This window comes from Ktedonobacter robiniae (genome assembly GCF_016587375.1).
In the GTDB taxonomy this organism is placed as follows: Bacteria; Chloroflexota; Ktedonobacteria; order Ktedonobacterales; family Ktedonobacteraceae; genus Ktedonobacter; species Ktedonobacter robiniae.
On sequence record NZ_BNJG01000003.1, the window covers coordinates 1,812,595 to 1,825,586 of the forward strand.

The 12,992-nt window shown below is 53.4% G+C and carries 12 protein-coding genes and 1 pseudogene; 5 read left to right on the forward strand and 8 right to left on the reverse strand.

The annotated features are described in order from the left end of the window. The first annotated feature begins 142 nt into the window (after positions 1 to 142). Entirely contained in the window at positions 143 to 1,699 is a 1,557-nt protein-coding gene (locus JMJ04_RS40340; RefSeq protein ID WP_201375997.1) for a serine/threonine protein kinase, read from the forward strand. A gap of 516 nt (positions 1,700 to 2,215) precedes the next feature. On the opposite strand, the gene JMJ04_RS40345 is transcribed toward JMJ04_RS40340, so the two are convergent. From JMJ04_RS40345 to JMJ04_RS40365, 5 genes are all read right to left on the reverse strand, one after another. Then, positions 2,216 to 3,142, reverse strand: coding sequence for a carbohydrate ABC transporter permease (locus JMJ04_RS40345; protein WP_201375998.1), 927 nt, complete (start codon positions 3,140 to 3,142; stop codon positions 2,216 to 2,218). Continuing rightward, positions 3,139 to 4,050 (reverse strand): carbohydrate ABC transporter permease, encoded by a 912-nt coding sequence (locus JMJ04_RS40350; protein WP_201375999.1) that lies wholly within the window; start codon positions 4,048 to 4,050, stop codon positions 3,139 to 3,141. The genes JMJ04_RS40345 and JMJ04_RS40350 overlap by 4 nt, the downstream gene beginning before the upstream one ends. 89 nt (positions 4,051 to 4,139) lie before the next feature. Next, a complete protein-coding gene (locus tag JMJ04_RS40355; protein WP_201376000.1) occupies positions 4,140 to 5,543 on the reverse strand; it encodes an ABC transporter substrate-binding protein in 1,404 nt (467 codons plus the stop codon). Between the two features lie 144 nt (positions 5,544 to 5,687). Continuing rightward, positions 5,688 to 7,007: a WD40 domain-containing protein gene (locus JMJ04_RS40360; RefSeq protein ID WP_201376001.1), complete on the reverse strand. Its 1,320-nt coding sequence runs from the start codon at positions 7,005 to 7,007 to the stop codon at positions 5,688 to 5,690. Beyond that, positions 7,004 to 7,648 carry an RNA polymerase sigma factor gene (locus JMJ04_RS40365; protein ID WP_201376002.1) on the reverse strand — a complete coding sequence of 215 codons (645 nt, stop codon included), beginning with the start codon at positions 7,646 to 7,648 and terminating at the stop codon, positions 7,004 to 7,006. The genes JMJ04_RS40360 and JMJ04_RS40365 overlap by 4 nt, the downstream gene beginning before the upstream one ends. Positions 7,649 to 8,001: 353 nt before the next feature. Here JMJ04_RS40365 and JMJ04_RS40370 point away from each other — a divergent pair, with 353 nt between their 5' ends. Further along, positions 8,002 to 8,646 (forward strand): PadR family transcriptional regulator, encoded by a 645-nt coding sequence (locus JMJ04_RS40370; RefSeq protein WP_201376003.1) that lies wholly within the window; start codon positions 8,002 to 8,004, stop codon positions 8,644 to 8,646. 47 nt (positions 8,647 to 8,693) lie between these two features. Next, a complete protein-coding gene (locus JMJ04_RS40375) occupies positions 8,694 to 10,022 on the forward strand; it encodes an MFS transporter (RefSeq protein WP_201376004.1) in 1,329 nt (442 codons plus the stop codon). Here JMJ04_RS40375 and JMJ04_RS40380 read toward each other — a convergent pair. From JMJ04_RS40380 to JMJ04_RS40390, 3 genes are all read right to left on the reverse strand, one after another. Continuing rightward, positions 9,952 to 10,449 carry a hypothetical protein gene (locus JMJ04_RS40380; protein WP_201376005.1) on the reverse strand — a complete coding sequence of 166 codons (498 nt, stop codon included), beginning with the start codon at positions 10,447 to 10,449 and terminating at the stop codon, positions 9,952 to 9,954. The two genes, JMJ04_RS40375 and JMJ04_RS40380, sit on opposite strands and share 71 nt — an antisense overlap. A 108-nt stretch (positions 10,450 to 10,557) precedes the next feature. Continuing rightward, positions 10,558 to 11,364 (reverse strand): NAD(P)-dependent oxidoreductase, encoded by an 807-nt coding sequence (locus JMJ04_RS40385; protein WP_201376006.1) that lies wholly within the window; start codon positions 11,362 to 11,364, stop codon positions 10,558 to 10,560. A gap of 70 nt (positions 11,365 to 11,434) precedes the next feature. Continuing rightward, positions 11,435 to 11,824, reverse strand: a complete 390-nt coding sequence (locus JMJ04_RS40390) for a MerR family transcriptional regulator (protein WP_201376007.1) — start codon at positions 11,822 to 11,824, stop codon at positions 11,435 to 11,437. A 400-nt stretch (positions 11,825 to 12,224) separates the two neighbouring features. Here JMJ04_RS40390 and JMJ04_RS49250 point away from each other — a divergent pair. After that, positions 12,225 to 12,356 (forward strand): annotated as a pseudogene (locus JMJ04_RS49250) (SDR family NAD(P)-dependent oxidoreductase); the annotation flags it as partial. Positions 12,357 to 12,414: 58 nt separating this feature from the next. Continuing rightward, complete coding sequence (locus tag JMJ04_RS47515; RefSeq protein ID WP_236038940.1) at positions 12,415 to 12,768, forward strand: Rossmann-fold NAD(P)-binding domain-containing protein; 354 nt, start codon at positions 12,415 to 12,417, stop codon at positions 12,766 to 12,768. The last annotated feature ends 224 nt before the right edge of the window (positions 12,769 to 12,992 follow it).

Below are 12,992 nucleotides of genomic sequence, written 5' to 3' on the forward strand. Positions count from 1 at the left end.
CATTCGGCAATCTTTGGCGAGACCCGGGAGAAATTGGTAGGCCTCTTGCTATTTCGAAGAAGGTCACTATAATAGACCGTAGCATCATAGTATTGATAATTATGCATGCACTTATTTTTTCTTTATTGTATAGGTAGTTTGTATGCCGCAAGAGAAGATCCAGCTTAATGGATATGAAATCACAGAGACTGTATTTCGAGGCCACTATAGTACTCTCTACCGAGGAGCGGCGCGTGATGACAAGCGCCCGGTCTTCATTAGAAACTGGCCCATGGCGCATATTGCTTCAGAACGTAAGCAGCAGCGCTTACAGGTTGAAGTCGAGAAACTAAAAAGCCTCAACGAACATCCTCATATCCTGGATACCTATGAGCTGGTTATCGGAGAGCAGGGCATGGCTCTGGTATCCGAGGCCGCACAGCAGGATTCGCTCCAGGCTCGGCTTGCGGATACCTCGCAGGCACCTTTTGCGCAGGAAGAGGCCTTCGCCATCATTGAGCAGATTGGGAGCGCCCTAGTTGCCGCGCATGCGCAAGGTGTAGTCCACGCCAACGTCACGCCCGAGACTATCTACTTTCGCCAGGAAGGCGAGGCGGCGCTGACCGATTTTCGCCTGCGGAATATGATTGGGGCCATCAGCGATTATCACGCCTATATCGAGGATGCCGTTCCGCGCAGCTTATATATGGCTCCTGAGCAGTTTGATGGGCGTGTCAGCCAGGCGGTTGATCAATACGCCCTGGCTTGCCTCGCGTATATGTTGCTTACAGGGCGCGCTCCATTTGCTGGCACGGCGCGCGCCACCCTTTTACAGAAGCACAAAAATGAGATGCCTATCCCCCCTTCGCGCGTACGGCCGAATCTTCCAGCCTGGGTTGACCCAGCTTTGCTACGTGCTCTGGCGAAAGAACCTTCGCGTCGCTTTCCCGATGTCCAGTCCTTTCTGGCCGCGCTCAAAGGCAAGGATAGAGAGGCGCCTCTTATTCTTCCCACAGCAACGGCTGGCTCGCCGGAGGAGCCAACCCAGGAGTTTGTGGCTCTCCCCACTGTAACCCGGGAGACCAGTCCTGCTCTGGCTCATAATATTGGCGACAATTACGAAAAAAAGTTAAGCAAGAAAAAGGTGTTGCTCGCGGTGCTACTTCCTCTGCTTGCCTTGCTGGTCATCGTGACTACCATTCTTGCCCTACCGCGTCCCGCTCTTCCACCACTCCTGCAAGCTGTTCAGATAAGTGTCGTGGCGACAAGCGCTCCAACCCCAACGCCTGTCATCACGCGGGGTGTGACGCCAACTCCTACAGTCCAGCCCAGCCCGACGCTTCGCCCCTTGCCAACTGCCAAGTCAACCTCGAACCCAAAGCCTACCCCAACCCCCACGGCTCAGCCTGTGCAGACCACTCCGACCCAGACAGCTCAAGGTCAGGGGAACGTCGCGCCTGTTTTTGAATGCGTGCAGCCACATGGCAACAAATATGATGCCTACTTTGGTTATAATAATTCAGGCTCAAGTACAGTCACTATTCTCCAGGGAAGCACTAATATGCTTATGCCAGGACAATATAATGGCTCCCAGCCGACAGTCTTTAATCCGGGTCGCCAGTACCATGTTTTTCGCGTCACCTTCTCCAATGGTGAGATAGTAATGTGGATGCTGAATTATAAAATGGCGACTGGTAGTCAGTATGGTCCAGGCTGTTGAAGCACACGTCTACATATGATGAGGCGCATCGCGTTGGGAAGTCGTGCAGCAGGAAGCTGCGCTGCTAATGGACTTTAAGAAAATAGTCTGGGAATACTAAACGACATATTTTGAAATATCATAGGCACCCGGTTTACCGCGTGCGAGGCGATTTATCGCAGTGATACTGGGCAATGGGTATTTCCTTCTCATAACGTGCGGTTTCCTGATAGGTGTCACGAGAAACGCTGGTTTGCTGTCTCTGCCATGACCTCAGATCTCATGAGGGGAAGACACCTGCTATGCCGTATTTGTGCGATACATCGGCTTGCACGCGATACATCGGGTGCCTAGAGATGGTAAGCAGCCTTTCTCAGGTTCATTTTTAAAACTCCATAAGCACGCGCCTACATATCATGATACGAGATGCTCCGTCCCATGCATGATATGTAGGCGCTTGCTTTAGCAGCGCAACCCTCCACAGTATCGTTCGGAGAGCACAAGCAGCGTTGGACCCTAAATGCTACCCTACGTTCATTAGCCCTTGACGGAGCCTGCCAGGATGCCACGCACAAAGTAGCGTTGCATCGAGAAGAAGACGACCAGGGGCAGCGCCATTGAGATGAAGGCCGCCGCGGTCAGCACCTGATAGTTATTGCCATAGGTGTTGACCAGGTTAGCAATGATCAAGGTCATCGGTGCGTTCTGGGGGTTACCTCCCAGGAAGATCAATGAGATTAGCAGATCGTTCCAGACCCACATAAACTGGAAGATGGCCAGTGAGGCCAGTGCCGGCACCGAGAGTGGAAGAATGATATTCCAGAAGATGCGCACATGCGAGGCCCCATCGATATGCGCCGACTCCATCAGGTCGCTTGGCAATGCCGCGAAGAAGTTGCGCAGTAGGTAGATGGAGAAGGGCAGACCAAAGGCGGTATGTGCCAGCCAGACGGCGGCATACTGGCCGTTGAGTCCCAACATGGTATAGAGACCCAGGACGGGAACCAGGGCAATTTGCAGCGGAATAATCTGGAGCGCGACAATTCCCAGGAAGATCCAGTTCCGTAATGGGAACTTCATCCAGGCGAAGGCATACGCGGTGATAGCTCCAATGAGCAGCGGGAAAATCGTGCCGGGAACGGCGATGATAATGCTATTGAGAAAGGCGCGCCCAAAGCCCTGGGCCTGGATCACATCCATATAGTTCTGGATGGTAAACTGCCAGGGCGGAACAAAGCCTGTCCACCAGCCGGTGGTATTAATCAGGGAGGGCGGACGGAAGGAACTGACAAAGAGACCAAAAGTAGGGACCGACCAGAGGAGGCCAATCGCGACGACCAGGGCAGCCACGAGTCCACTACTGACACTGCGTGCTAGCAAGTGCCCCAGGTTTGAACGCTCCTGCTTTGGCTCCTTCAGCTCCGGTGCTGAAGTGACGACCTGTTCTGTGTTTGTCGTGCTCATCGTAACGCCTCCTCCTCCCGTATTCTGCGCACGTTAATATACATCACGGGAATAACCGTTATCAGTAGCAGAACCGCCAGGGCGCTCGCCAGGCCATAGTTGTTAAACTGGAACAGTTGATTATAGAACTCCATAGCTACCACATCAGTGTGGTAGTTGCCGCCAGTCATAATATAGACCACGTCAAAGATCTTAAGAATGCTGATAATCATGGTTGTCAGGACGACCACCAGGGTCGACTGGATCATCGGAACCATCACACGCCAGAAGAGCGTAAAACGGTTCGCACCATCGATCTTTGCCGCCTCCAGGATCTCGTCTGGAATGCCCTTCAAGGCCGCCGAGATGATGACCATACAGAAGCCAGTCCACATCCAGGTGTAGACGAGAATCAACATAAAGTTGCTGAGCGTGGAGTCCTGTAACCAGGCGTGAGACTGGCCACCAAAGAAGGTGACCACTGCGTTGAGTAGGCCCGTTTGTGGCTGATCGGCAGGATCAAACTTATACACAAAGCGCCAGATAACGCCAGCCGCAACGAACGAGATAGCCATAGGCAGGAAGAGCGCCGATTTCACAACGCTCTCAATTTTGACGCGATCCACCAGGACCGCGATGAGCAGACCCAGTCCGACCGTTAAGATGGTTGCCAGCACGAGCCAGAGCAGGTTATTTTTGATGACCTCCAGGAAGGCTGGATTGGTAAATACCTGCTGATAGTTTCTCAGGCCCACAAAGGTGGTTGAGGTACTATTGTAAAAGCTCAGAAGAATCGTATTAAACAACGGATACAGGAAGAACGTGATCTCCAGGATGAGGGCGGGTGCGATCCAGGCCAGTGCCCACCAGTAATTGGAGCTACGCGTTCTCCTTGTACGTGGAGATGTTGTGACTTGCTGTGTTGCCATACCCTGCATCCTTTATCTGTGGTGTGTGAGTGGGCATTGGCAGCCGCAGACTGCCAACGCCCACTCACACACAACCTACCAACCACGTCTTAGGACTGGTATGCCTGTTGAGCGGAGCTTTCAAGTGTGCTGAGAATGCTATCCAGCGACTTGGGATCGCTGACATAGGAGATAATAGCTTTCCAGAAGGCGGTCTGTAGTGCTCCAGGAACCAGGTCGCCCGCGCTCAGGCGTACGGCTGAGGCATTGATCATCTGTTGCGCAGCCTTGCTCGCGATAGTATTCGGATAATCGCTTGACTGGACGGCCTTGTTGACCGAGGTCGCACCACCACGTTTGACCCAGATGGTCTGCGCCTCCGCGGTCGAAATGTACTCCAGAAGCTGGCGTGTACCATCGTTATCCTTAAAGGCCGCGATAATATCGGCGCCACCGATCACGTTGCCTTTGTACTGGTCCTCAATGCTGGGGAAGTCAAAGAATGTATAATCGGTACCAGCCGTCAGGCTCTTATACTGGGCTTGGATAAATCCAGCGGTAAAGTCGCCCAGGAAGTACATGTAGGCCTTAGGCGGAGTCGCGAAAGGCAGATAGGACGCGTCCTCGTAGTTTGTGGCCAGGATAGCCTGGGGTGCACCATTGATATAGTGCTTGCCCTGTGCGATGGAGCCAAACATCTGGAAGGCATCCTTGATACTGGGATGCGTCCAGGGAATCTTATGGCTTGTCCACTGGTCGAACATGTCCGGGCCGTACTTTTTGATGTAGATCGTCGAGATCCAGTCGGTTCCAGGCCAGCCGCTGGAGGCCGCGCTCTCGATACCCAGCGCCCAGGGATATTTACCAGCATTGGCGATCTTATCCGAGACCGCGATCAGGTCATTCCAGGTCTGGGGAACGGAGCCGCCAACATCCTGGAAGTTCTTCGGGCTATACCAGACGGTCCCTTTGGTGTTGGCTTTGGGAAGGACGCCATAGAGCGTGCCCTGATAAGATGCCAGGTCGATCCAGGCCTTGCCATAGTTCTGCTGGATCTTGCTCATATCAAAAAACGCGTCCAACTTGACCAGTTTCCCCTGGCTGGCATACTGCTGGAACTGGGGAATACCCGGCATACCAGCGGCATCGGGGGGATTATTGCCCCGCAGACGCGTCGAAAGGACGGCGTTGACGTCACGTGTAGACTCGATGTTGACGGTGATATTACTTTTCTTGGTAAAGGCCGAGGTAATGGCCTTGAAGGAGTCCAGCTCCTCGCCACTCCACTGCGTCAACAAATCGATGCTTTTCACTTTGCTGGGCGAGCCACTATTTGCCCCATTGCCAGCCGGAACGCCACCACAGGCAGCCAGCAGGGCCGATGCGGCACTGACGCTTAGTCCTGCCGCCGTGGCTTTCTGCAAAAACTCGCGGCGTGGCATGCTGCGGGTGGCAGTATAATCCTCTACAAGCTGATCGATATCCTTACGACGTTGACGATCAAAGATAAACATGAGACCCCTCCTTGCGCTTCTCTGCGCATAGTAGTTATACATAGGAAACGGGTTAAGCCCTACAGATAGATTCAAATTGGCCAAAGAGGTGGTGAGTAGAGACATTTGTCCCTATTTCTCACCGCAGTTTTGTATATGAACACCCTATGGTCCGGGTTCTACGTTCCAGACCTGGACCGAGTGGTCCTCACCGCCTGAAGCGATCTTCTTGCCGTTGGGCGACCAGGCGACGGCATCGACAACATTGTTATGCCCTCGATAGCTCAAAAGCGTCTGGCCTGTATTGGCGTCCCAGACCTGGACTGTAGTATCATAGCTGCCTGAAGCGATCTTGCTCCCATCGGGCGACCAGGCCACCGATGTTACCTCTTTGCTATGCCCATAATAGGTTAAGAGGCGTTGACCGGTCGTGGCATCCCAGACTTGAACGGTGGCATCACGGCCCCCGGCTGCGATTTTCTTGCCATCGGGAGACCAGGTCAGGCTATCCACGGGATCGCTAATGGTATAAGGGTGGTTGAGATAGGTAAAACCGGTATGGGCATCCCAGACCTGGACAAAGTCGTCATGCCCACCCGAAACAATCTTATTGCCATCAGGTGACCAGGCCAGAGTACTGACCAGTTCCTTGTGATTGTCGTAGGTAAGCAATGTCTGACCAGTATAGGCAGTCCAGACACGGACGATACTATTGCTTCCAGAGGCGATATCATGCCCATCAGGCGACCAGGCCAGCGTTGTAACTCCCAAGGTGTGTCCTCTATAGGTGAGGAGGGTTTGGCCCGTGAAGGCATCCCAGACCTGGACGGTATGATCCCAGCTGCCCGAGGCAATGTGCCGTCCATCGGGCGACCAGGCGACTGTATCAACGACTTTTGCATGTCCATGATAGACACTGACCAGTTCACCCGATTTTGCCTTCCAGACCTGGACGGTGTCATCCCAGCTCGCGGAGGCAACATACTGCCCATCGGGCGACCAGGCCACCGCGCTGACAAAATCTGTGTGCTGGCGGTAGGTCGTAACCGCGACCCCCACCTGGCTGGCTAAATTTGTGGCGGCCAGGTAGAAATTCCCCAGTAGCATGACGCCAAAGAGAATACAGGCCACTGCCAGAAACGGGAAGACCCGCTGCCAGCGTTGCGTTGGATGGACGTTAGGATGGCTTATACGCGACTGGATGTTGGCAAAACTTTGTGCCGACCTACGCACCGGGGTATCCTCATGCTTTAGCTGTTGACTATGTTGTTCTAGCAAAAGCGAGATGCGCGGAATGGGCTGTACGCTAGGGGCAGGGAGACGTTTCAGTGCTGAAGCAAAAAACAGGTAATCCTCTCGCGCCTGGCGACAGGAGGCACACGTTTTCAGGTGTGCCGCTAACGCCTCTTGTTCGGCGGTGGAGAGATCTTCGGGCTTGTGCGCCAGCTTCTCCTTCCACCTGGCACACTGAGAAAAGAGATTCATTGCGCTTTTCCTCCCGTGCCAGGTTTGCTATAAGTATCCACATATTTGCGATAGATCTGGCGCAGATCCTTTAAACCTCGACTGACATATTTGCTCACACTAGTTTCCTTCATACCAAGTAGTTCAGCAATTTTGTTCTGGGGAAGATCCTCAATAAGATGGAGAATCAGGCAGGGGCGATAGGTAGGCGAGACCTTCTCCAACGCAATTCGCAGCAGTTCTAGCTCTTCAACCCTCTTCTCAGGCCCTTCGATATAGAGATCATCGGATTGTTCCAGGTAGATCTCAAGCGAGAGCTCTTTTTTGTGCCGGGCCTGCTTCTTTAAATAGGTATAGGCACAATTGGTCGCGATGCGGTAGAGCCAACCGAGAAAATGCGTTGGTGAGCGCAGACCAGGTAAGTAGGTCCAGACCTTGACAAAGGTCTCCTGCGTCAGCTCGCAGCCAACGCCATCATTCCCCACCATACGGCTCAGGTATCTGCTAATCTGGTTATTGTACAATTCATACAAAGCTTCAAAGGCTCGTATATCGCCCAATTGGGCCTGGGTCACGAGTGCGATCACCTCATTCTCGGCCTCTGCACCACTCCCGCTCCTCTCGGAATCCGGGAATGACTGATCCTCAATCAAATACGCCATTACCACGCTCCTTGTGAGCAGACACCCTTGTCTGCTTGTTTATCCCTCGCTCTACCCTCACTTATTGATGCGCTGCATATCCTTTGAAAGATTCAAATCCATGAGTGCAGTTCGCGACGCCGTTTCACCACAGAACCTGCATGCTTGAAAGGGTATTTTCCTGTCTACTTATTATGACTCACTTCCTGCCCAAAACCTGACAATTCTTTGAGTTCCTGGCGAAAACTCATCCTGATCAGTATGAACTTTAGGATGGCGAAGTTAGACCCTCCTTGACTATTTCAATATATCATATTAATATATCACAGTGTTATATTAGCATGATGTGTTGATTTCACTGGAGGAATCAGGTTATGGATAGCGAGCATGTTATTCTTGGAGTCATCAGCTTTACCCCATGTTCAGGCTACGATATGAAGGCCGAGTTTGAGAAGGGTGGAGCTGGGATGCTCTCTGCACTTAGTTTTGGGAGTATCTATCCACGCCTCAAACAGCTTGAGCAGAATGGTCTCATCGAAGTGCAGCAAGCCGAGAGTGAGGGACGACGCAGAAAAGTCTACGAATTGACCGCGCAGGGTTGGCAGGATCTGGCGCAGTGGTTGGAGCAGCCCTCGGACTCTCCTCCTCCCATGCGCGACGAACTCTTACTGAAAATGATCTTCTGGGGACCGGCAGGCCAGGAGAGGGCAACCCTGCTTGAGCACCTCCAGGCGCGCCGCCGCGAGACACAGCGGATGTTGCACGAACTGCGCGCGTGGCAAAAGAACGGTCGATCCTTTATTGATGAGTATGCTGAACTTGTCTTCAGCTATGGCGAATCGCGTCTGGAAGCTGAGCTTGCCTGGCTTGCCAAAGCTATACCCCAGCTTGAGGGACCGGAGCGCACTCCCTTGCAGGACCCCAACAATTTGGCTTCTGCACAAAAGGCCAGGCGCACCAGAGCTCTCGAGCACCAATCTGATGGGGCATTCACTCTCTCAGAACAATCGCAAGAATAGTCAGGAAGCACGAAGAACGAGCATTGCAAGGAAGAAATGATTTCATTATGCAGTATCACAAGGATATGAAAAGGAAGAGCTTGCCAATTTTGGCGCTCTTTGGCGCAAATGGCATTTCGGTGTTGGGAAGTATGTTAACAGCGCTGGCCATCCCGTGGTTTGTCTTGCAAACGACTGGTAGCGCTGCCCAAATGGGCCTGACTGCCTGTGTTGAAGTCGTGGCGAATCTCGTGGCTGGAGCGTTTGGGGGAACATTGGTTGATCGTATGGGTCAGAAACGCATCAGTATTCTGGCAGATCTGGCCAGTGGCTTTGCGGTTGCGCTTGTTCCGTTACTCTACTACACAGTAGGGTTGGCCTTCTGGCAACTGCTCGTACTGGTCTTTTGCGCCTCGTTTTGCAATACACCGGGCACAACCGCTCGTACAGTATTGTTACCTGATTTAGCGGAGTTGACCGGAATGCGCTTCGAGCGCGCCAGTTCTATCTTGCAGGCTATCCAACGCGGAGCTGGATTGTTAGGAGCGCCTCTCGCGGGTGCGTTGATCGTGATCGTAGGCACAACCAGGCTGCTCTGGGTAGATGCGACAAGCTTTCTCCTCTCAGCATGCATCGTTGCGCTCGTCGTGCCTGCATTTCGCACCAGCACAGATCGTGAAGCTCCGCCAGAGGGTCACAGGATTGCAGAGGTCCAAGCAGAGGAGCGTTTCGATGTTCCATCAGAAGAGATCCCATCATGGCAGGCTGGTTTCAAGCTGAGTTTTCAAACACTCTGGCGCGATCGGCTTATGCTGGCAATTATGTTTGTGCTCATTATCACTAATCTGCTCGACGCCTCGTTTTTCGCTGTCGTGATGCCCATCTACGCCAGAGTACACTTTGGCAGTGTCTTGGCTTTCGGTTTGGCCTCCGCGGCCTTTGGCGGCGGAGCGTTGTTCGGCTCCATCCTTTTTAGCATACTTGGCGTGAAGCTGCCGCGCCGTGTCACCTTTACTCTTGCCTTTATCGGTATGGGGCTCCCGTTCTGGACACTTGCACTGCTGCCCGCGTTCCCGGTTATGCTGCTAGCAGCAGCCGTAGGAGGCATTGCCAGCGCGCCGATCAATCCCATTATTATGACAGTAGCGATGGAACGGGTGTCTGCGGAGATACGCGGACGGGTACTTGGACCGCTGATTGCCCTGGCTCAGATCGCGGTTCCCCTGGGACTGTTGCTCGTTGGAGCCAGCGTGGAGCGTCTGGGCGTGCAAGGCACGCTTTTCTTGATAGCTGCCGCTTACCTCGTCGCGACGCTCAGCCTACTCTTCAATCCCGTACTGCGCCAGATGGAGGGCCGTGCGGAGGCAGAGAATGAGCCTGTAGCTGGGCCAGCTTAAACACGAGATGATTCCGGATACTCATGCATGTCTCCGGGATCATCTTTGCCGCCAGCGTGTTTCTCACAATCGAAACTTGTTGCATTTCAGTACTATCTCCCTGCTGTGCATAGGGTTGCTGGCGCTCACGTTGTGCCTGCTTAAACGTGCCAAATTGCGGCGGCATTTTCACTTCCGCCTGGTGCAGCAGTTCTTCTATGGTCACTATCTGAATACGCGGATAGTCTTTGTTCCAGCCTGGAGAGTGATAGAAGCTGGCTTTGAGGGCCTCCATCACCATATCACGCGACGGCTCCTCCAGGGTAATAAAAACGCCTATTGCTGCCTGCTCGCGCTGGATCGTGCCCACCAGGTTGTAGATCCCAGAATTAAATGAGGCAGAATCTGTACAATTAAACGGGTGGTTATTCCCTCCAGATGAGGGCAAACCACCCGCTTAATTATCCAATTTTCTCCCATTTAACTCTGGGATCTACAGGCCGTCCTACATTCACGAGAAAGAAATGACTCTGAACATCTTGCCTCTCATTCACCCTTATGCGCTTTGCAGAATATCATAGAGCAGATCCGCAATAGGTGTAGATATCTCTACCTGTTGTGAGGTCCTCTTAAAGAGGCCAACATCCTTCAACGGGATCGCGCTCGTGAAAGGCGTTGAGAGTTCGGCGACTCTCTGGCCATAGCTCTGATAGATGGGGGCGGAGAATAACGTGCTTGTGAGCATGTCAATCACTGCCTTTGGATCGACTCCGTTGTTGCGGGCCATTGCGAGCGCTTCTCTGATAGAGTGTCCCGCTGAAACAATCAGGAAGTTTCCCACGAGCTTGACGATATTCGCCGCGCCGATCTCCTCGCCGAAATCGAAGATACCTTTCCCTCCCATCGCTTGCAGAAGTGGCCTGACACGATCTTTGGCCTGCTGTGGACCCGCGAAAGGAATCCAGAGATTGTGGGCGATGGCTGCTTCAGGCCTGCCAAAGATCGGCGCTTCGACATAGATACAGCCATGTTGCGCGTGGAGGGCAGCCAGCCTCTTCGATGTCTCAGGCAAGATCGTACTCATCGCAATATGCACTCCGCCCGCTCCCAGCTTCTCTAGAAAACCATCGCTCATGACAATGCTTTCCAGAGCCGCGTCATCCCACACAATGGTCGCGACAATTCCTCCGCTCGTCGCCACGTCAGCCGGTCGCTCCACCAGTTGCGCGCCCTGAGCCACCAGCGGTTCCGCTTTGCTCGCGGTGCGGTTGTACACGCGCAACGCATATCCCGCTTGCAGCAGATTGGTCGCCATTGGCAAACCTAACCGGCCCAGTCCAATGAACCCAATCGTTTCGCTCATTTTTCCACTCCTTTTGTATAAGATGGTCACGTAAAACATGACGTTAACGTCATGTTTTGGACAAAAAAAACTAGAGATTTTCCCGTTCCTCAAGCCAGTTCTCGAAACGCGCGATATGGACCAGAAGGTCAGCGCGAAATTGCTGAAGCGCGCCGACCTTCTGGTCCACCTCGGCGAGATGTTGGCGCAGGATAGCGAGAACCTTCTGCTTTGGCTGTACCCCACTTCGATCAGTGAAGTAGAGATCGATCACGTCGCGTATCTCTTCCAGGCTCAGCCCAAGCTTCTTGAGCTGGTCAATTTTGCGCAGGCGGGCCAGCGTCTCTTCGGTATAGTAGTGCTGACCATGCCCCTCGCGCTCGCCCGGGGGAAGCAGCCCAATGCTCTCGTAATAACGCACTGTGCGCGGAGTTACCCCTGCCCGTTCGGTCAAATCGCCGATCCGCATACGCTCGTTCATCGCTCTCCCTCAAAGTTAACGTTAACGTCATATTGCTATGATACTGTTCTGACAAGACATTGTCAAGAGCCTGTACCCCTTTTTGAATTTATCACCGACATTTTCGATGCCGCCCGCAAGGTTCCGACCCGCCCCTTGCCCAACTGGCTTATACGCATGGTCGCGCTGTTTGATCCCGCGGTCAAAGGGGTGTTGCCAGAACTTGGCAAACACAAGAACACATCCAATGAAAAGGCGTGTCGCTTGCTGGGTGCCGAGGAGCCCGAGGGACGCAGTTCTCGCCAAGGCCCGGAGTCTATTGGAGCTTGGGCTGCTGAAAGCGGTCTAGCTAATAACTTGATGGAGGAAAACGATGTCGAAGACTGTTCTGGAAAATCCATTAGAGCGCAAAGCCTACATCATGACTGGCCCGACCTCCGGTATAGGTCGCGCCACGGCAATCGAGCTGGCCAAGCACGGCACGGTCGTACTGGTCGGGCGCGACCGTCGAAAGCTCGACGAGATGCAGAAGATCATTGAAAGAAAAGGCCGGCACGCGGTGTCGGTCGTGTGCGACCTAGCTGATCCTGCGAGCGTGCGGCGCGCGGCGAGTGGAAACCAGGTGGCTCTGCGATGCTGGGGCAGACGCCTACGCGACGTCCAAGCAATGTATCCTCGCCGCAGCGATAGAGTTTGCCCGCGAAAATCCACGGCTCCACATCAACGCGGTTGAGCCAGGCTTCATGCCAGCCTCAAATCTTGGGCGCGAAGCCAACGCCTTTGTACGCTTCTTAACGAAATATATTCTCTCGATGTTTGCTCCATTCATCAAATACTGGAGCACCTCGAAACGAGCCGTGCGTGTCATCACGAAAATTCTGATGAATGAAGCGGGCCAGACCGGCACCTACTACGACGACGGAGGCCATCTGATGCTCGCATCCACACTAGTACTACTTTGGTAGTTTTGTAGATGTGAGCTTGGAGCAAAGAATTAAGGCTGAGCATGAGCGTGAGGTTTTGTGTACCCCACGTAGCTCGTTCATTAGAAACCACCAAAGTAGTACTAGTGCGTGACCAGAATTTCAGATCACGAGTCATGGCCGAAACGCACGCCCTGCTTTCGACGATCCCACTACCAGCAACGAACAAGCACAATCCAGCAGAAGCGTAAGGTGACAACAGAAGA